General features: G+C 60.3%; 18 protein-coding genes and 3 pseudogenes. 9 read left to right on the top strand and 12 right to left on the bottom strand.

From position 1 onward, the window contains the following. Positions 1–104: 104 nt before the first annotated feature. The 3 genes from JFT80_RS15405 to JFT80_RS15395 are packed head-to-tail and all read right to left on the bottom strand — an operon-like array spanning position 105 to position 1,146. Positions 105–446: a hypothetical protein gene (locus tag JFT80_RS15405; protein ID WP_201148451.1), complete on the bottom strand. Its 342-nt coding sequence runs from the start codon at positions 444–446 to the stop codon at positions 105–107. After that, the gene (locus tag JFT80_RS15400) at positions 443–829 is read right to left on the bottom strand and encodes a phage holin family protein (protein WP_201148450.1); all 387 of its coding nucleotides are present in this window, start codon (positions 827–829) and stop codon (positions 443–445) included. The genes JFT80_RS15405 and JFT80_RS15400 overlap by 4 nt, the downstream gene beginning before the upstream one ends. Before the next feature lie 2 nt (positions 830–831). Beyond that, positions 832–1,146, bottom strand: coding sequence for a YqjD family protein (locus JFT80_RS15395; protein ID WP_201148449.1), 315 nt, complete (start codon positions 1,144–1,146; stop codon positions 832–834). A 305-nt stretch (positions 1,147–1,451) separates the two neighbouring features. On the opposite strand from JFT80_RS15395, the gene JFT80_RS15390 reads away from it, so the two are divergent. Continuing rightward, a complete protein-coding gene (locus tag JFT80_RS15390; protein WP_201148448.1) occupies positions 1,452–2,660 on the top strand; it encodes an ammonium transporter in 1,209 nt (402 codons plus the stop codon). 1 nt (position 2,661) lies between these two features. On the opposite strand, the gene JFT80_RS15385 is transcribed toward JFT80_RS15390, so the two are convergent. Continuing rightward, a complete protein-coding gene (locus JFT80_RS15385) occupies positions 2,662–4,374 on the bottom strand; it encodes a monovalent cation:proton antiporter-2 (CPA2) family protein (RefSeq protein WP_201148447.1) in 1,713 nt (570 codons plus the stop codon). 204 nt (positions 4,375–4,578) lie between these two features. On the opposite strand from JFT80_RS15385, the gene JFT80_RS15380 reads away from it, so the two are divergent. The 3 genes and pseudogenes from JFT80_RS15380 to JFT80_RS15370 all read left to right on the top strand — a co-directional run bounded on the left by JFT80_RS15380 (position 4,579) and on the right by JFT80_RS15370 (position 6,223). Beyond that, positions 4,579–4,815 (top strand): glutaredoxin family protein, encoded by a 237-nt coding sequence (locus JFT80_RS15380; protein ID WP_201148446.1) that lies wholly within the window; start codon positions 4,579–4,581, stop codon positions 4,813–4,815. 129 nt (positions 4,816–4,944) lie between these two features. Further along, a complete protein-coding gene (locus JFT80_RS15375) occupies positions 4,945–5,262 on the top strand; it encodes a transcriptional regulator (RefSeq protein ID WP_201148445.1) in 318 nt (105 codons plus the stop codon). 71 nt (positions 5,263–5,333) lie between these two features. Beyond that, positions 5,334–6,223, top strand: a pseudogene (locus JFT80_RS15370) (pseudouridine synthase). Positions 6,224–6,291: 68 nt separating this feature from the next. Here the strand turns inward: JFT80_RS15370 and JFT80_RS15365 are convergent. After that, positions 6,292–6,513 carry a YgdI/YgdR family lipoprotein gene (locus JFT80_RS15365; RefSeq protein WP_008088233.1) on the bottom strand — a complete coding sequence of 74 codons (222 nt, stop codon included), beginning with the start codon at positions 6,511–6,513 and terminating at the stop codon, positions 6,292–6,294. Between the two features lie 79 nt (positions 6,514–6,592). Beyond that, a pseudogene (gene mobA, locus JFT80_RS15360) lies at positions 6,593–7,194 on the bottom strand (molybdenum cofactor guanylyltransferase MobA). Positions 7,195–7,275: 81 nt separating this feature from the next. Between mobA and moaB the strand changes: the two are divergent. The 3 genes from moaB (at position 7,276) to yegS (ending at position 10,117) form a co-directional block, all read left to right on the top strand. Continuing rightward, positions 7,276–7,815, top strand: a complete 540-nt coding sequence (moaB, locus tag JFT80_RS15355) for a molybdenum cofactor biosynthesis protein B (protein WP_201148444.1) — start codon at positions 7,276–7,278, stop codon at positions 7,813–7,815. Between the two features lie 22 nt (positions 7,816–7,837). Then, complete coding sequence (gene glp / locus JFT80_RS15350) at positions 7,838–9,025, top strand: gephyrin-like molybdotransferase Glp (RefSeq protein WP_201148473.1); 1,188 nt, start codon at positions 7,838–7,840, stop codon at positions 9,023–9,025. 174 nt (positions 9,026–9,199) lie between these two features. Further along, a complete protein-coding gene (gene yegS / locus JFT80_RS15345; protein ID WP_122841347.1) occupies positions 9,200–10,117 on the top strand; it encodes a lipid kinase YegS in 918 nt (305 codons plus the stop codon). Here the strand turns inward: yegS and JFT80_RS15340 are convergent. The 3 genes and pseudogenes from JFT80_RS15340 to JFT80_RS15330 form a co-directional block, all read right to left on the bottom strand. Beyond that, positions 10,101–10,760 carry a response regulator transcription factor gene (locus tag JFT80_RS15340; RefSeq protein ID WP_201148443.1) on the bottom strand — a complete coding sequence of 220 codons (660 nt, stop codon included), beginning with the start codon at positions 10,758–10,760 and terminating at the stop codon, positions 10,101–10,103. The two genes, yegS and JFT80_RS15340, sit on opposite strands and share 17 nt — an antisense overlap. Beyond that, positions 10,757–11,649, bottom strand: a pseudogene (locus JFT80_RS15335) (sensor histidine kinase). The gene JFT80_RS15340 and the pseudogene JFT80_RS15335 overlap by 4 nt, the downstream one beginning before the upstream one ends. 207 nt (positions 11,650–11,856) lie before the next feature. Further along, positions 11,857–12,327, bottom strand: coding sequence for a hypothetical protein (locus JFT80_RS15330; protein WP_201148442.1), 471 nt, complete (start codon positions 12,325–12,327; stop codon positions 11,857–11,859). Positions 12,328–12,767: 440 nt separating this feature from the next. Between JFT80_RS15330 and JFT80_RS15325 the strand changes: the two genes are divergently transcribed. Both JFT80_RS15325 and JFT80_RS15320 read left to right on the top strand, forming a co-directional pair. Next, the gene (locus JFT80_RS15325; protein WP_201148441.1) at positions 12,768–13,703 is read left to right on the top strand and encodes a chemotaxis protein CheV; all 936 of its coding nucleotides are present in this window, start codon (positions 12,768–12,770) and stop codon (positions 13,701–13,703) included. 79 nt (positions 13,704–13,782) lie between these two features. After that, positions 13,783–14,589, top strand: coding sequence for an MOSC domain-containing protein (locus JFT80_RS15320; protein WP_201148440.1), 807 nt, complete (start codon positions 13,783–13,785; stop codon positions 14,587–14,589). A 64-nt stretch (positions 14,590–14,653) separates the two neighbouring features. Here the strand turns inward: JFT80_RS15320 and JFT80_RS15315 are convergent, their stop codons facing one another. The 3 genes from JFT80_RS15315 to JFT80_RS15305 all read right to left on the bottom strand — a co-directional run bounded on the left by JFT80_RS15315 (position 14,654) and on the right by JFT80_RS15305 (position 17,585). Continuing rightward, complete coding sequence (locus JFT80_RS15315) at positions 14,654–14,938, bottom strand: pyrimidine/purine nucleoside phosphorylase (RefSeq protein ID WP_007940055.1); 285 nt, start codon at positions 14,936–14,938, stop codon at positions 14,654–14,656. Positions 14,939–15,009: 71 nt separating this feature from the next. Continuing rightward, on the bottom strand, positions 15,010–15,552 hold the full coding sequence (locus JFT80_RS15310) for an exonuclease domain-containing protein (RefSeq protein ID WP_122841341.1): 543 nt from the start codon (positions 15,550–15,552) through the stop codon (positions 15,010–15,012). Positions 15,553–15,623: 71 nt separating this feature from the next. Then, a complete protein-coding gene (locus tag JFT80_RS15305) occupies positions 15,624–17,585 on the bottom strand; it encodes an acetyl/propionyl/methylcrotonyl-CoA carboxylase subunit alpha (RefSeq protein ID WP_201148439.1) in 1,962 nt (653 codons plus the stop codon). Positions 17,586–17,702: the final 117 nt, after the last annotated feature.

Below are 17,702 nucleotides of genomic sequence, written 5' to 3'. Positions count from 1 at the left end.
TTATCCGGGTACCTGTCAGGCACGCAGCAGTAGGCACGCGGGGTTGAACCTCTTGTCCAAGAGATCCAACCCCGCATGATGTTGCAAGAATACAGCCAGCTTGCTTAGTGTTTGCGCGATGAGCCCTGCATGACCAGTTTGATCAACGGGCCCAGGGTCGTAGTCAGGCGAATCAGCCGGGTAACGCCACCGGCGCCGCCGCTCTTGGCGCCTTTGCCGGTCAGGAAGCCCAGCAGTGTCACTGCGGCGACGCCCCAGAGCGGCGCATGCTTGATGCCAAACCCGCCTTGAATGCTTTGCGTCATGCCGCGCATGCGCTGCAAGGGTTGCAGCACTTGCCCGGTTTCGTGGCGGATTTCCTGGCGATGCATTTCCATGCGCAGGCGAATCAGTGCCTTGCGCATCTCTCTGCGTGAGCTGTTGTGCGGAAGTTCAGGCAGGCTCATGGCAGCAGGCGCTCCCGGTCGTTGGCCAGCTCTTCGAGCGTGCCGTGGAAAGGTGAGGACTCATCGAAGATTGCGGCCCTGAGGCGCACCGCACAGAAAATCGCCGCCAGGGTATAGAACACGCACAGGCCGATGATCGCGGCCAAGCGATAGGTGTCCCAGAACACGATCAGAACCAGCGTCGATAAACCGACCAGCAGCAATAGGGCAAACACCAGCGCCAGACCTGCAAACAGCAGCAGGCTGACGGTGCGTGATTTCTGCTCCTGCAATTCGATGCCGAACAGTTCGACGTGACTGTGCAACAAGCCAAGGACAGCGGCGCCCAAACGCCGCGTGGAAGATGCGGTGCCCGCAGTCGGGCCGGATTCACCGATCGACATGATCAGCGCCGAGTGGCCAGCAGGCCGATCAGAAAGCCGACGCCAGCGGCAATGCCGACGGATTGCCATGGGTTGGCCGAGACATAGTCTTCCGTCGCAGTAACGGCTGCCTGACCGCGCTCACGCAGCGAGTCTTCAGTCAGCTTCAGGGTTTCCCGAGCACGCAGCAGGCTGTCGTGAATCTGCTCACGCAGTTCATCTGCCTGATCGCCGGCCAGGGTGGCGGTGTGCTCGAGCAACCGTTCGGTGTCGGCGACCAAAGTCTGGAAGTCGTTCATGAGGATTTCTTGAGCAGTCTTTGCCTTGATGCTGGCCATGGGTGGATCTCCGTAAGTGACGTCTGAAGCGTTCGAGTATGAGCCTTGCGTGAAGGTTCAGTACAAATGACTGGTACAACTTTTGCTGTGTCGTGGTGCGTTGCCCGGCGGTCGTGCGCTGTTGCCGGGCGTAAGTGTTGAAAAACCTTAACCCAATTAAACCCGGTTCGTGTCAGCACATCGACCTCGTGCGCCAAAGCAGTTCACCCGGCATTCGCTTGTGTGACTCTGTGGTTGCAACTTGGTGCATGAAATGTGCGCATGAACCGCTTTGGTGCCTTTTTAGCCTTCAGGTCTGCCTCTTTATGGAAAATCTGCAAAGCGCTGTGGACACGCTGGTTCACAGCTCCAACACGTTGTTCATTCTGATTGGTGCGGTGATGGTACTGGCGATGCACGCCGGTTTCGCTTTTCTGGAGGTCGGTACGGTTCGCCAGAAAAACCAGGTCAACGCGCTGTCGAAAATTCTCAGCGATTTCGCCGTCTCGACGCTGGCCTATTTCTTTATAGGCTACTGGATCTCTTACGGCGTGACGTTCATGCAACCAGCGGCGGTGTTGAATGCCGATCATGGTTATGGACTGGTGAAATTCTTCTTCCTGCTGACCTTCGCGGCGGCGATCCCGGCAATCATTTCCGGCGGCATTGCCGAGCGCGCGCGATTCGTTCCGCAGTTGTGCGCGACGGCGCTGATTGTCGCGTTCATCTACCCGTTTTTCGAAGGCATGATCTGGAATGGCAACTACGGCCTGCAAGCCTGGCTGCTGGCGCGTTTTGGCGCCAGCTTCCATGACTTTGCGGGATCCGTGGTGGTGCATGCCATGGGCGGTTGGCTGGCGCTGGCGGCCGTGTTGCTGCTGGGACCACGACAGGGCCGATATCGCGACGGCCGGCTGGTCGCGTTCGCGCCGTCGAGTATTCCGTTCCTGGCGTTGGGGTCGTGGATTCTGATCGTTGGCTGGTTCGGGTTCAACGTCATGAGCGCGCAGACCCTGGGTAACGTCAGCGGACTGGTGGCAGTGAACTCGTTGATGGCAATGGTGGGCGGTACTGTGGCGGCACTGATCGTCGGGCGCAACGACCCCGGCTTTCTGCATAACGGGCCGTTGGCCGGACTGGTTGCGATCTGCGCCGGTTCCGATTTGATGCACCCGGTGGGCGCTCTCGTTACCGGTGCGATTGCCGGGGCGCTGTTTGTCTGGTGTTTTACTGCCGCGCAAGTCAAATGGCGCATTGACGATGTGCTGGGCGTGTGGCCGCTGCATGGCCTGTGCGGGGTTTGGGGGGGGATCGCCTGCGGGATATTCGGCCAGGTCGCACTGGGCGGCTTGGGCGGCGTCAGCCTGATCAGCCAGTTGATCGGTACGGCGCTGGGCGTAATCGTGGCGCTGCTCGGCGGCCTGGCGATTTATGGCGGCATCAAGGCGCTGCATGGCCTGCGCCTGAGCCAGGAAGATGAGTATCACGGTGCGGACCTGGCGATCCACAAGATCGGCGCGGTCAGCCAGGACTGATTCAACTTTCATCGTCGTCCGAACCTGGATAGAAGTCGTGCAACAGGCGATAGCGATCGATGCGGACCTGGTCTACGCGGTCCTTAACCTGTTGTGCGGGCAGGCCGAGCATGATCAGCGCGTGGGAGGCGAGCATCAGGCTCGATTCCAGCAGCTCCGGCACGACCTCGCTGGCCCCTGCTGCATTCAATTCGGCGAGCTGGCTGTCATCGCGAGTGCGCACCAGGATCGGCACGCTCGAGTTGTGCACGCGCGCCTGCTTGAGGATGAGCATGGCAATGTCGGCCCGGTCCACGGCAATCACCAGCAGCCGGGCGCGGTCCAGTCCCACTGCGAGTAGCAGTTCGCCGCGGCGGGAGTCGCCGTAGTGCACGCAACGTTCGCTGACAGCGGCCTCCTGTACTCGCACCGGGTCGTTGTCCAGCGCAATGTAGGCTTGATGTTCATGGCGCAGGAAGCGGCCGATGGACTGGCCAACCCGGCCGTATCCGCAGATGACTACGTGACCGTCCAGGCCGGCATTGAGTGCGCTGATTTGTTCCAGCTGCGCTTCTTCATTGGGTTTGCGATGCAAGCGCGCGGCTATACGCGGCGCCGCGCGCAGCAGCAAGGGCGTCACCAGCATCGAGCAAAAGGTGGCGGCAAGCAGCAGTGCGGCGAAGTCGCCCGGAAGCATTTTGCTCGTTTGCATTTGCGCCATCAGCGCAAAGCAGAACTCCCCGCCCTGGGCCAGCGCGAGGCCGCTACGCCAGGCGGTTTCGGTGTCACTGCCACGCCATTTGACCAGCAGCGCGACAACGCTGCCCTTGATCAGCAGCAACGCCAGCGTCAACCCCAGGATCAGCAGGCTGTGACTGACGAACAGTTGCAGGTCGATGAGCATGCCGATGCTGACGAAAAACACCCCGAGCAGGATGTCGCGAAAGGGCCGGATGTCGGCCTCGATCTGGTGTCGGTAATGGCTTTCGCCGAGCAGCATGCCAGCGAGAAATGCGCCGAGGGCAGGGGACAGGCCCAGCAGGTGAGTCAGCCACGCGGTCAGCAATACAATCACCAACGCCAGCAGCACGAACAGTTCTGCCGAGCGCGAGGCTGCCACTTCATGGAACAGTCGCGGCAACAGCCAGCGACTGGCCAGCAGCAAACCGAGAAACAGCACCACGGTTTTCGCCAGGGTCAGTGGCAGCGCCCAGTACCAGGGTTGCTCGCTACTGCCTGCAAACACGGGCACCAGGGTCAGCAGCAGAACGGCGACCACGTCCTGGAACAACAGCACGGCGATGGCGTTCTGGCCGTGGGTGCTGAATATTTCACCAAGGCTGCCAAGCTCCTTGCTGACGATGGCGGTCGATGACAGGGCCAGCCCCGCACCCAGTAACAGCGCAGGTATACCCGGCATGCCGAACAGCATCAGCAGGCTCCCCAGCAATACCGCACATATCAGCACTTGCAGGCTGCCAAGGCCGAACACCACCTGTCGCAGTGCCAGCATTTTCGACAGGGAAAATTCCAGCCCCAGGGAAAATAGCAGGAACACCACGCCCAGCTCGGCGAGATCCGGCAGCTCTTCGCTTTCATTGACCCAATTGAACGCAGTGGGGCCGATCATCAGCCCCACGCACAGGTAGCCCAGGACCGGTGGCAAGCGCAGTCGCTGGAACAGCGCAATCACCACCAGGGAGGAGGCTAGGATGATCAGCAGATTGGCGAACACGAACTCTCCGAATTTGAAGTTGGCTAATGAAGCGTAGAGGCAAAAAAAGACCGAGCATCACTCATATGGCATTTGCCGGGAATGATTTGAGTCAGGGGATTGCCAGATCCTCGAACCGCCATTGCCCAGGCGCTGCAGGCTTCGTCTCGACTGACTTGGATCGTGGGCCTAGAATGAACCCCTACTTTGCCTGGGCCCCTCGCCATGCCTCCTGAATGTCAGCTGTTCGGCACCCTCGGATGCCATTTGTGCGAATTGGCCGAAGCCGAGCTGATGCCGTTTGTCGAACACGGTCTGCTGGTGGAACTGGTGGATATCGCTGACAACGAAACCTGGTTCGAGGCTTACAGCCTACGGATTCCCGTGTTGCGCCGCGTCGACACCGGGGCGGAACTGGGCTGGCCGTTCGATGCCGAGCAGATAGTGGCTTTTTTGCGTTGAACAGCGCTCCACTTATCGCTCTGCCCGATTGATCCGTTGGCGAAAGCTCGCTGATTCGGTTACTGTATGTGTATACAGTTATTCGGATGGCCTGTCTTGCGGGCGATCCTGCGAGTCAGAGGATGAGTCATGGTCAATGTCGAACAGTTGAAGAACAGCGTGAACCGGATGTCGGTTGACGTGGTGCGCGAGGCCGTCACCGAATTGCGTCTCGACGGCTTGGTCACGGAAGGCAAGACGCCGTTCAATAAAGTCCATTTCAATACGTGTTTTGCTGAGATCGAGGCGCTGTTTCAGCGAGCCGGTTATCACAAGCAACTCGACGTGGTCGGTTACCAGGGTTTGCTTTATGCCTTGTATGACCCGGGTCGTTGGGAGGCGGTCGAGGTGTTGCGCTGGCTCAAGGAGTTCACTGAGGCCGCCGCCCGCGACCGGATACCGGCGTGAGTAATCTCTTCTAGGATCGTTCTGGCCGCTGCAGGATAATGCTGACCTGCATTAGGGGTCAGAGCGTTCTTATGTCCACTTCATCGTTTTCTGCTGCGCGCACTCAAGCCAGTACTCTGTATCTGCCCCCGGGTGCGTGGCAGACCGTGCTCGACTGCCTATGCGAGCACTTCAGTGCCATCGACCGCGAGCAATGGCTCGACCGCATCGCCCGCGGTCGTGTACTGGATGGCTTTGGGCAACCTATCCCCCTCGACCTGCCGTACAAGGAAGGTTTGCGCATTCATTATTTCCGGGAAGTCGCGGATGAAAAACCGATTCCGGTGGTCGAGTCGATCCTGTACGCAGATGAGCATCTGGTGGTGGCGGACAAGCCGCACTTTTTGCCAGTAACGCCTGCCGGTGAATACGTCGAGCAAACCCTGCTACGCAGGTTGATCCATCGCCTGGATAATCCGCATCTGGTGCCCCTGCATCGCATTGATCGCCACACAGCGGGCCTCGTGCTGTTTTCAGCCCATCCTGACAGCCGCTCGGCCTACCAGTCCCTGTTCCCGACCCGGCAGATCGAAAAACGCTACGAAGCTATTGCTCCTGCGTTGCCCGGGCTGTGTTTCCCGCGGGTGCACAAAAGTAGGCTGGTGGAGGGCGAACCTTTTTCCGCATGCAGGAAGGTCCCGGCGCGACCAATACCGAGACAGCGGTGGACGTTAAGGAAAAGAACGGCGACTTCTGGCGTTATGCGCTGTACCCGGTCACGGGCAAGAAACATCAGCTGCGCGTGCACATGGCCGCCCTGGGCGCGGGCATCTGTAATGATCCGTTCTATCCCCAGGTGCTCAAGGACGTCGTCGATGACTATGCCAACCCCTTGAAGCTGCTGGCCCAGGGATTGCGCTTCGTCGACCCGATCACCGGGCAGGAGCGTTGTTTTGAAAGCTCGCTGTTTCTGGACTGGTGATGACGGTATTGCAGGCATGAAAAAGCCCGCCGAAGCGGGCTTTTCTGTATCGGGCTATGCCGTAAAGATTACAGTTCTTTAACGGTGCGAACCTGATCCTTGTTGATGCGAGTCTCTTTGCCGTCAAGCTGCTTGAACTCGTAGAAGCCCGAATCATCATCGTATTTCGGGGTGTCGACGGCCTGGATTTCGCGACCGTCATTCAGCGTGATCACTGTTGGCGAGGAGCAACCGGCGAGGGTGGCCAAGCCCAGTGCGAGCATGAGAGTGGCGAGGGTCCGTTGAGTCATGAGTGTGTCTCCGAGTGGAAATTCTTTTGGTTACTGAGCTTGTAGACGTGTGCAACGCGCGCAAGTTCCTTGGCTAGTGTCAGTCTGACACAGTGCCGTGGCTGCTTAACAGCTCCGGAGTATTCAGGTTGGCCAGCCGCGGGTCGTTTTCGGGGCATTGCAGGGCGATCGCACCCAGTTTGCGCATGATCCGGCCGGGACTGCGTTCCCCCTCACTCCAAGCCTCGTCGAATGCCTGGCAGAGTTCCACGGGGATGACGCATAACAGCGGTTCCCAATGCTCGCCATGGCGCAGCATCAATGGTTTGTCCGGATGCCGGCTGGCGGTTTCGCGCATGGCCTGAAGCAGCGCGGCGTCAATGCGCGGCACATCACAGGGCAAGACCATCATGAAGCGGTGCCGTGCGGCCTGCAGGCCTGCGCGAATCCCCGCCAAGGGCCCCGGGAAATCCCCTTCAACGTCATGCACCATGCGGTCGGCATAGGGTGCGTATTTGTCCAGATTGCGATTGCAGGAAATAATCAGGTCATCGCTCAGTGGCCGGGTCTTGCGGTGCAGATGCGCAATCAGCGGCTCGCCGTGCCAGTCCAGCAACCCTTTGTCCTGCCCCCCATGCGTTGGCCGCGCCCGCCGGCCAGGAGCAGAATAGAGCAGGGCGGCAGTTGGGTTTCGAGGGTCATGGCGAGCCTCCATGGGGGCGGCGAAAAAAGTGAGGGCTGTGATATAACACCGGGCTGTTTCTCCTACAACTGGACGAGCCTATGAAAGCCAAGGCTGATGTACCTTTCGCCCCGCTGAACATTGCGGTGCTGACTGTGAGTGATACCCGAACCCTGGAAACCGACACCTCGGGCCAGGTCTTCGTCGACCGTTTGACGGCGGCAGGCCATCTGCTGGCCGAGCGGGTTCTGCTCAAAGATGACCTCTACAAAATCCGCGCGCAAGTCGCCAACTGGATTGCCGACGATGTCGTGCAGGTTGTGCTGATTACCGGCGGCACCGGCTTTACCGGTCGTGACAGCACCCCCGAAGCGGTGGCTTGCCTGCTCGACAAACAGGTTGATGGTTTCGGTGAGTTGTTCCGGCAGATCTCGGTGGCCGACATCGGCACTTCGACCGTGCAATCCCGTGCGCTGGCAGGTCTGGCCAACGGCACGCTGGTGTGCTGCCTGCCGGGCTCGACCAACGCCGTGCGTACAGGCTGGGACGGTATTCTTGCCGAGCAGTTGGACTCTCGGCACCGCCCGTGCAACTTCGTCCCCCATCTGAAACAGGCTGAACCTTGTGAATCCCGTGGGTAAGCCGGGCAAGACCGGCACCTTGATGCCGGTCGAAGTGGCGCTGGCGCGACTGCTGGAAATGGCTGGCGCCACGCCTATTCTGCAGCGTGAACGCTTGCCCCTGGCCCAAGTGCAGGGCCGCGTTCTGGCCGAGGACTTGATCTCAACCCTGGATTTGCCGCCCTGGCCGAACAGCGCCATGGACGGCTACGCGTTGCGCTTGGGCGACTGGACCGGCGAACCGCTGGTGGTTAGCCAGAAGATTTTCGCCGGTAACGCGCCGCAGCCCCTGCAGCCCGGTACGTGTGCGCGAATTTTCACCGGTGCTCCAGTACCGGCGGGTGCCGACTGCGTCGAGATGCAGGAAAACGCCGAGGTCCAGCCGGACGGGCGAGTAGCGTTCACCCAAAGTCTGAAAGTGGGGCAAAACATCCGTCCTCAGGGCCAGGAAACCACTGCCGGAGAACAGGTGCTGGTGGCCGGGACTCGCTTGGGCCCGATCGAACAGGGCCTGGCTGCATCACTGGGCTGCGCGGAGCTGGAAGTCATTCGCAAGGTTCGCGTTGCGGTGCTTTCCACCGGTGATGAACTGATCGAGCCCGGTCAGCGCCTCGGCCCGGGGCAAATCTACAACAGCAACCGGGTGCTGCTGTGCAGCTGGTTGCAGCGCCTGGGTTGCGAGGTGATCGACGCCGGTATTCTCCCCGACGACCTGCCCACTACCCGCGCTCGCCTCGACGAACTCAACGACGTTGACCTGATCCTTTCCACCGGAGGCGTCTCGGTGGGTGAGGCTGACTTTCTTGGAATTGCCTTGCGCGAGGAGGGTGAGCTGACGCTATGGAAACTCGCCATCAAGCCTGGAAAACCGCTGACCTTCGGGCACTTTCGCGGGGTGCCGGTGATCGGCCTGCCAGGTAATCCGGCCTCGACCCTGGTGACCTTCGCCTTGTTGACCCGACCTTATCTCTTGCGCCGTCAAGGCGTGCAGGACGTAGAGCCCCTGAAGTTCCAGGTGCCGGCGGGTTTCGACTGGCCGATGGCAGGCAATCGTCGAGAGTACCTGCGGGGGCGTCTGGAAAACGGCCAAGCGATCATCTACAAGAACCAGAGCTCCGGTGTGTTACGCAGTGCAGCGTGGGCCGAGGGACTGGTTGAGGTACGGGAGGATCGCACGCTGGTCGCAGGTGAGTTTGTCGGGTTCATTCCACTGAGTGAAGTCCTGGGCTGACACCTGTGGCCGGCAACTGACGGGTGCGTGTTGCACCCGGTCACCGGGCCAGCATGGTCACCGCTGTAGGACTCGCCTCTGGCCTCGCTTAAATATTTGGTTTTTTTACGGCTTTTTTGGCGGTGGGCGAGGTCAACATCTGCCATACGGAATCCAATCCTGGGAGTGACTGCCATGAGCGAACGCAAAGCGCTGTTAATTCTGCACGGCAAGCAAGCGCTCAACGAAGCGGTGCGTACCGCAGTTGAAGAGAAACGGCAGCAGGGCTGGGACCTGGCTGTACGGGTGACCTGGGAGGCTGGCGATGCCCAGCGGCTGGTCGATGAGGCACTGGATGCCGGTTATGTGCAGATTATCGCCGGGGGCGGAGATGGCACCCTGCGCGATATCGCCGAAGCAATCGCCAACCACTCGGCAGATGCCAGCCTGGTGCTGATGCCCTTGGGCACCGCGAATGATTTTGCACGCGCCGCCGGGGTACCGCTGGAACCTGGGCCCGCATTGGAGCTACTGGATGCCCCGGCCAGTGCCATTGACCTGGGCGAAGCCGGCTCGCAAGTTTTCCTGAACATGGCCACGGGTGGTTTCGGTAGCCAGGTCACCGCCAACACGTCGGAAGACCTGAAAAAAGTGCTCGGTGGAGCTGCCTATCTGTTTACCGGATTGTCGCGTTTCAGCGAGTTGCACGCCGCCTACGGCGAGTTGCAGGGGCCTGATTTCCAATGGAAAGGCGAGCTCCTGGCACTGGGCATCGGCAATGGTCGACAGGCCGGTGGCGGCCACGTCCTGTGCCCCGAAGCACTGGCTGACGATGGTTTGCTTGATATCAGCATTCTGCCTGCACCCCAGGAAGTGGTCGGCACCCTGAAGAACCTGCTGGCCGATGGCTTCGGTCTGGACAACATGTTCGTGCGTGCCCGCTTGCCCTGGGTTGAAATCAAGGTTTCGGAAGGGCTCTACATCAACCTTGATGGCGAGCCACTGGAAGGCGACAATCTGCGCTTCGCGGCGCGTCCGGCAGCCCTTCGAGTGCATCTGCCAGCGAACTCACCCTTGTTGAGCGGTTCGACGATCGTTAATCATCCAGACTGATGATCCGCTCACGCACGGCAAACAGAACCAGGCCCGCCACGTCGTAGATCTGCAGGCGCTTCATGATCTGCGAGCGGTGGGTTTCGACGGTCTTGATGCTCAGGCCCAGGCCGTTGGCGATCTCCCGGGTCGATTTGCCCCGTACGATCAGCCGCAGGATTTCCAGTTGGCGCGCGGTCAGGTTGTGCGAGTCGGAGGTTTCCGGCTGGCTCTTCTGGTTGCGCGTCAGGGCCTGGTTGATCACCGTGTGAGCGATGGCCGGGCTCAGGTAGCGTTCGTTGTTACGCAACGCTTCGAGCGCGTGTTCGAGTTCGGTGGCGGTGGTGTCCTTGAGCAGGTAGCCATGCGCGCCGGACTCCAGCGCTTGCATGATCAGCGCCGGGTCGGTGTGCATCGACAGGATCAGCACTTTGCTTTGTGGTCGCACACGCTTGAGCCGTTGCAGGGCTTCCAGGCCGCCGGTTTCTTTCATGGAAATATCCAGCAAGACGATATCGGGGTTCAGTTGCTCGACCATTTCGAGCAACTGCGAGCCGTCATTGGCCTCGCCAATTACCGCGTAACCGGGAATATCCAGTACCAGAGCGCGCACGCCGGCCCTGATCAGCGAGTGGTCATCCACCAGAAGTAAGTTACAAGTCAACGCATAACCTTATTCGTACTGGCCCGCTCGAGTGCGCGCGGCGCCCAGGGGAAAAGTGCTTCGATTTGAGTGCCTTTGCCCGGCTCGCTGGTCACGCTCAGGGTGCCACCCAACTGCTCGATCCGTTCGGCCATCCCGGCCATGCCGCGTTGTCCTTCACGCCCCGGATTGGCTGCCGGGGCAAATCCCTGCCCGTCATCGCTGATCAGCAGCGTCAGGCCCTTGGGCAAACGCTGGACGCGAATCAGCAGATTCTTCGCCTGCGCGTGGCGCAGGATGTTGGTCACGGCTTCCTGAGTAATGCGAAAGGCCGCGACGGCCATTTCTTCGGGAATGCCGTTCAACCGCTGCTGACAATCAAGGCTCCAGTTCACCGACGTGTTGGTCAGTGTCTTGAGCAAATGCGCGCGCAAACTGGCTTCAAGACCCAGGCTGGTGAGTTGCCGTGGGTTAAGAATGGCGGACACGTCGCGAACCTTCGCCAGCGTTTCTTCCAGCGTATCGCAGAGCGTCGCGCACTGGCTTTGCAGGTCTTCGGGCATGCGGCGCTTGAGCCATTCACTTTGCAGTTTGGCCGCCGTGAGCAGTTGGCCGATATCGTCGTGCAACTCGCGACTGAGGCGATGACGTTCATTTTCCTGGACCTGCAGCAGCCGATCAGCCAGTTCCTGGGGCTGAAACTTGATCATCGTGCTGGAAAGGCGATGTTGCAGCCACAGGGCCAACAGCGTCGCGAAATTCAGCGCCAGCAGGCCAGGTGGAAACTGCAGGGCCATGCAATAGACCAGCAGGTTGCCCAGCACCGAGCTGGTGCACAGCAACAGCGTCAGCCGTCGCGCCTTCACGGGGGTGGGGGCCACGGGATGATTGACTTCAGGCTGGCGTACATAGCGGATGGAGCCAATGAATGTTCGCTGCGAAAGGACAGCCAAATGCAGTGGCGTATCCGGGTGTGGAATCAATGCGCCATTAATTGACGTCAATTATTGGTCGGCATGATAACACCGAAGATACCGTTGGTCGCGCCAGCTCCAGAGGGCTGAAGCGTCAGCCCCTACGTCTATACGGTTCTTCCTTCAAACATGTTCGCCGCGGATCAGGCATGAACCGCCGCGAAGCCCACGACAGTAAAAGGTTTGGCGGTCACGGGTGGCTGGAACGGCCGGTGGCCGACCTGAAACGCAAAGGCTTCAATCAGTTCGGTCTGCTCGCTGTCGTCCAGGCAGAGCTCACCGGTTTTCTGATCGATCAGCTCAAGTTGCCAGGCCATTAACGTCAGGCAGTCTTTCAGCGCGCCAAGCGCTTCGTCGTGTAGTGGCAGGTGATGGTGGGCATGGTTAAGCACGCTGTGAATGTGCAGCGAAAAGCCTGACACCGCGGCAAGGGCCAGTGATTCAGCCTTGCTTGCGAGCTTGAGCAGGGTGCTGAGTATGCAGTCGATCGCATCGTTGTCGTCGCTGATCAGTTGCAAGTGACTCAGGCATTCCTCCGTTTTGGCCAAAAGCAGTTCCGCCTCGACTTGAAACTCGGTGAACCGCTGAGCCCACCCTTTATGGTCGATTCGCATGCTGACTCCACACCATCATGTCAAATGAGCAATTGTCGTGTGTGGCGATGTGAGCGGCTGCGCTCCTGTTGTTGCGGACGGCGCCCGCGTATTCGGTCGGGCACAGGACCACTGACCTGCGATCGCACACAATAGCCTGACTCCGTTCATGCAATGAGAATGGCGTCACATTAATGGCTATTGGATATTGCGAACATCAGGTTAGGCCTGATTGCCCATAGGGGAATCCCTTAGGCGCGGGAACCTGTGGCGCAAACCGAGGTCGCGCTGCAGAGAATGTAGCAGATGAATTTCACCGGGCCAGTAAACCATGATGTTAATGTGACATCAATGCCTGAACATGGCATTTTTAACGGACTGCGTGTGGCCATCAAGAACCGCCATCCGCAGCCGATAACCTCCCATAAGTGAATTCATCAGAACAAGCCCAGGAGTCATTGATGGCCGGCATTCTCGACACGGTAGACCAACGCACGCAACTGGTGGGTGAGAATCGCCTGGAAATTCTCATGTTCCGTCTGGCCGGACGGCAATTGTTCGCGATCAACGTGTTCAAGGTTCAGGAAGTATTGCAGTTGCCGAAGCTGACGCTGATGCCTCAGCGTCACCCGTTTGTTTGCGGCGTGGTCAATCTGCGTGGACAGACGTTGCCGGTGATCGACCTGTCGCAGGCGATCGGCATGCGCCCGCTGGTGCCGGGTCCGAACAGCACGATCATCGTCACCGAGTACAACCGTTCGGTGCAGGCCTTCCTCGTCGGTGGTGTGGATCGCATCGTCAACATGAACTGGGAAGCCATTCTGCCGCCGCCGACCAGCGCTGGCCGTCAGCATTACCTGACCGCGATCAGCAAGGTCGACGACCAACTGGTGGAAATCATCGACGTCGAGAAAGTTCTCGCCGAAATCGTCCCGTACAACGCCAAAGTCTCGCGGGAAAAACTCGAAGACCCGGTGCTGGAACGTGCCCGTGGTCGTGAAGTACTGCTGGTCGACGACTCAAATGTGGCCTTGGCGCAATTGCGCGACACCCTGGGCCAGTTGGGCGTAAAGATGCATATCGCCAGCGATGGTCTCAAGGCCTTGAGGATGCTCAAGGCCTGGGCCGACACAGGGGACAACATGACCGACAAGCTGCTGATGGTATTCACCGACGCCGAGATGCCGGAAATGGACGGCTACCGCCTGACCACCGAAATTCGCAACGATCCGCGCCTGCGCGGCTTGTACGTGGTGTTGCACACCTCGCTGTCGGGCAGTTTCAACGACTCGATGGTGAAGAAGGTCGGGTGCGACAACTTCCTCTCCAAATTCCAGCCAGACAAACTCGTCGACGTGGTGCGCCAGCGTCTGATGCTCGACGAAGTTCCGGTTTGATCGACGCCAGACACGTGTTCTTTGATTCAGGCCCCAAGCTCGTATAGGGTGGCGTTTTTTACCCTCCAGGGAGCTGGCCATGCTGCGTCTGAGCGCGCTTTATCGTTACCCGTTGAAATCCGGCAAAGTCGATGTGCTGCAAAGCGTCGACCTCGACAAGCTGGGGCTTGATGGCGACCGACGCTGGATGCTCGTGGATGAAGCCAGTGGGCGCTTCCTGACCCAGCGTGCCGAGGCGAAGATGAGCCAGTTGTCGGCCCTGTGGAATACGCAGGGCGGCTTGACCCTGAGCGCGCCGCAACAGTCCTCCATCGAGATAGCCTTGCCGGGCAACGACGCTGAACTGCGCGGCGTGACCATCTGGCGAGACACCCTGCGCGTGCCGGATGCCGGCGACGAGGCGGCCCGCTGGGTCAGCGACTTCATCGGCAAACCGACGCGACTGGTACAAGTGCCGCTGGATCGTGCCCGCACCACGCAAGCCGGTTATGGCAACGATGATGATCAGGTTGCGTTTGCCGATGGTTTTCCGTTGTTGTTGATCGGCGAAGCGTCGCTGCAGGACCTTGCGCAAAAGGTCGGGCGGCCCCTGGAAATGCTGCGTTTCCGACCGAACCTGGTGATCGAAGGCAGCGAAGCGTATGCCGAGGACCGCTGGAAACGCATTCGCATCGGCGATGTCGAGTTCCGCGTGGTCAAACCGTGCTCGCGCTGCATCCTTACCACCATTGACCCGCAAACGGGCGAGCGCAGCACCGATCGTGAACCACTGGCGACCTTGCAGAAGTACCGTGCCGAGGCCGATGGCGCGATGTTCGGCCAGAACCTGGTCAATGACGGCAATGGCCGACTCGAAGTCGGCATGCCAGTGTCGGTGCTCGAATAACGGCGCTGGAAATAAAAATGCCCGGGTCAGCCCGGGCATTTTTTCGCTATGAAAACCCGCGGTTTTAGCCGCGGTACTCGCACAGGTAAGCGGTATCGACCGCGACTTTCAGTTGGAACTTGCTGTTGGCCGGGACGTTGAACTGGCTGCCGGCGGCGAAGGTTTCCCAGTCGCTGCTGTCCGGCAGTTTGACCGTCAGTGCGCCCGACACCACGTGCATGATTTCACGCTGGCTGGTGCCGAATTCGTATTCGCCCGGGGCCATGACGCCAATGGTCGCAGGACCTTCAGCAGTGCCAAAGGCGATCGACTTGACGGTGCCGTCGAAGTACTCGTTGACTTTAAACATGGGCGATTCCTCGAAAAGGGTTAAAAAGTGAGGCGGCCAGTATGCACAAGGCTTTTAGCGCCGTCACCACTCTAGGCGGGGAGAATCAGCGGCAACAGGCGCGCTGTATTGCGTGCGTCCTCGAGGGCCCGATGTTGTTGTCCGGTGAACTGCATGCCCGCCAGTTGCAGGGCGCCGTTGAGGCCCAGCGGGCGCTCCAGCCTGCGCACCTTGGCGAAGCGCTGCTTGAGGTTCATGTGGGGCACCCGACCGAGCAGGCTGTCGAGTTGCAGGCGTTGCCACTCCTGTACCAGCTGCTGGCGATCGTAGTCGCCCCAGCTGGCCCAGCCCTCCAGGCGTGATTCATGCTTGCCGAGCCAGCGCTCGAAGGCAGCCCAGACTTCGTCCAGGGGCTGCGCGGCGTCGATGTTGGCCTGGGTGATGTGCGTCAGTTCGCGGCAGAACGGCGTCAGCAAGGGACGGCGTAGCGGCCGGACGAAACGCTGGAAATGATCGAGCTCGCGACCTTGGCGATCCACCAGGGTGGCACCGATTTCGATGATTTCCATTTCCGTTACTGGCCAACCACCCTCATCGGTGGTGGCTTCAAGATCAATGACCAGCCAATGGGGCATCGCAGGTTTCCTGGTATCCGCGTCCTGATAGGCTTTGAGCGTAGCCAAACCCTGCGGTTCCGCCTAGCGGCTTATTCGACCTCGAGCAAAATCTGCCGATTTTTCACCTGGTCGCCGACACTGACCTGCAGGCGCTTGAGCACGCCGTCGATGCCGGACTTCAGCGGATGCTCCATTTTCATGGCCTCCAGCACCACCAGCAGCTGGCCTTTGTGCACGGGGCTGCCCTCGCTGACCAGTACATCGACGATGGCGCCATCCATCGGTGCCTTGAGGGTGCCGGAGCTGATACTGGCCTGCGCGCTGACCGGTGCTTGCGTGCGGTCTTCCAGGCACAGGCTGCCGGGACGGGTGAACAGCCACAGGCGGTCGGCTTCGAGACGGTAGGCATGGCGCTGGCGAATGCCGTCGATGTCCAGGATGGCCCAACAGCCGTCGCATTCGATCACGTTCAGGGTCAGGGCCTGGCCGGCGATGTGTACCCGGTAGGGTTGTCCTGCAAGCCCATTCAACTCCACGGCCCAGTCCTGTTCCGCCAGGCCCAGGCGATAGAGCAGGGGTACGCTGGCATTGCTGCGCCAGCCGGCCAGCGGCCCGGCATGCACCCGGGCCGAATGGTGATGGAACAGTGCGGCCGCGATCGCCAGTTGCGCAGCGCTCGGCACCCGCGGGCGCAGACAGTCGTGATCGGCGAAATGGGTAGCGATAAACGCGGTACTGAATTCGCCGCTGACGAACTGCGGGTGTTGCAGCAGGCTGGCCAACAAGCGCTGATTGCTTTGCACGCCCAATAACACCGTGTCCTGTACTGCGCGCAACAGTTTGCGCCGCGCCTCTTCGCGGGTGGCGCCATAAGCGATCAATTTACCCAGCATCGGGTCGTAGAACGGGCTGATCGACTGGCCTTCGCGCAGGCCGTGATCAATGCGTGCGCCTTGCTGCAGCGCAGGCTCCCACGCCGTGATGCGACCGGTTTGCGGCAGAAAATCCTGCGCCGGGTCCTCAGCGTAAAGGCGAACTTCCATGGCATGGCCATTGAGCCGCACTTGATCCTGCGTCAGCGGCAACGCTTGCCCTTCGGCGACCAGTAATTGCCAGGCGACCAGGTCTTGCCCGGTGATCAGTTCGGTCACCGGGTGCTCGACTTGCAGGCGAGTGTTCATTTCCAGAAAGTAGAACTGCCCGCGTGCATCGAGCAGAAACTCCACCGTCCCGGCGCCGACGTAATTCACCGCGCGGCCGGCCTTGAGCGCCGCTTCTCCCATGGCCTGGCGCAAGGCTTCGGTCATCACCGGGCAGGGCGCTTCCTCGATGACTTTCTGATGGCGGCGTTGAATCGAACAATCGCGCTCCCCGAGATAAATCAGATTGCCGTGCTGGTCGCCAAACAGTTGCACCTCGACATGCCGAGGATCGATCAGCGCCTGTTCCAGGATCAGTTCATCGCTGCCAAAACCGTTCAACGCCTCGGAACGTGCGGTGTGAATCTGCGCCAGCAGGTCACTGGCATGCTGTACCAGGCGCATGCCGCGACCGCCGCCTCCGGCACTGGCCTTGATCATCAGTGGATAACCCAGTCGCGCGGCTTCACGACCAAGGCTCGCGTCGTCCTGTTCAGCGCCCTGATAGCCATCGATACAGGGCACTCCTGCGGCAAGCATGGCGATTTTCGACAGCCGCTTGCTGCCCATCAGTTCGATGGCTTCGGGGCTCGGGCCAATAAAGGTCAGTCCGGCCTCCCGGCAGGCGAGGGCAAATTTGGGGTTTTCCGAGAGGAAACCATAGCCTGGGTGAATGGCGTCGGCACCGGTGCGGCGCGCGGCGTCGATGATCGCCGCAATGCTCAGGTAAGACTGTTGCGCCGGGGCCGGGCCGATGTTCACGGCCTCATCGGCCATGCGCACGTGCAGTGCGTCGGCGTCGGCGTCACTGAAGACGGCGACGGTACGATAGCCGAGGGCTTGGGCGGTGCGCTGGATGCGACAGGCGATTTCACCGCGATTGGCGACCAGGATTTTGTTGAAGGAGGGCATGGAGTCTTCGCTCTGGTTACACGGTGGATTTACGGGTCTCTACGCGAGCAAGCCCGCTCCGATAGAGGATCTGTGGCGTTGACGAACCCTGTGGGAGCTGGCTTGCCTGCGATGCTT

It is taken from the genome of Pseudomonas sp. TH10, from assembly GCF_016651255.1.
In the GTDB taxonomy this organism is placed as follows: Bacteria; Pseudomonadota; Gammaproteobacteria; order Pseudomonadales; family Pseudomonadaceae; genus Aquipseudomonas.
Note: the sequence above shows the minus strand (reverse complement) of the source record. Positions and strands in the feature narration are given on the sequence as shown.

Coding starts and splice junctions, on each gene's coding strand:
- JFT80_RS15405 (WP_201148451.1), bottom strand. CDS start 446: ATGAGCCTGCCTGAACTTCCGCACAACAGCTCACGCAGAGAGATGCGC.
- JFT80_RS15400 (WP_201148450.1), bottom strand. CDS start 829: ATGTCGATCGGTGAATCCGGCCCGACTGCGGGCACCGCATCTTCCACG.
- JFT80_RS15395 (WP_201148449.1), bottom strand. CDS start 1,146: ATGGCCAGCATCAAGGCAAAGACTGCTCAAGAAATCCTCATGAACGAC.
- JFT80_RS15390 (WP_201148448.1), top strand. CDS start 1,452: ATGGAAAATCTGCAAAGCGCTGTGGACACGCTGGTTCACAGCTCCAAC.
- JFT80_RS15380 (WP_201148446.1), top strand. CDS start 4,579: ATGCCTCCTGAATGTCAGCTGTTCGGCACCCTCGGATGCCATTTGTGC.
- JFT80_RS15375 (WP_201148445.1), top strand. CDS start 4,945: ATGGTCAATGTCGAACAGTTGAAGAACAGCGTGAACCGGATGTCGGTT.
- JFT80_RS15365 (WP_008088233.1), bottom strand. CDS start 6,513: ATGACTCAACGGACCCTCGCCACTCTCATGCTCGCACTGGGCTTGGCC.
- moaB (WP_201148444.1), top strand. CDS start 7,276: ATGAAAGCCAAGGCTGATGTACCTTTCGCCCCGCTGAACATTGCGGTG.
- glp (WP_201148473.1), top strand. CDS start 7,838: ATGCCGGTCGAAGTGGCGCTGGCGCGACTGCTGGAAATGGCTGGCGCC.
- yegS (WP_122841347.1), top strand. CDS start 9,200: ATGAGCGAACGCAAAGCGCTGTTAATTCTGCACGGCAAGCAAGCGCTC.
- JFT80_RS15330 (WP_201148442.1), bottom strand. CDS start 12,327: ATGCGAATCGACCATAAAGGGTGGGCTCAGCGGTTCACCGAGTTTCAA.
- JFT80_RS15325 (WP_201148441.1), top strand. CDS start 12,768: ATGGCCGGCATTCTCGACACGGTAGACCAACGCACGCAACTGGTGGGT.
- JFT80_RS15320 (WP_201148440.1), top strand. CDS start 13,783: ATGCTGCGTCTGAGCGCGCTTTATCGTTACCCGTTGAAATCCGGCAAA.
- JFT80_RS15315 (WP_007940055.1), bottom strand. CDS start 14,938: ATGTTTAAAGTCAACGAGTACTTCGACGGCACCGTCAAGTCGATCGCC.
- JFT80_RS15310 (WP_122841341.1), bottom strand. CDS start 15,552: ATGCCCCATTGGCTGGTCATTGATCTTGAAGCCACCACCGATGAGGGT.
- JFT80_RS15305 (WP_201148439.1), bottom strand. CDS start 17,585: ATGCCCTCCTTCAACAAAATCCTGGTCGCCAATCGCGGTGAAATCGCC.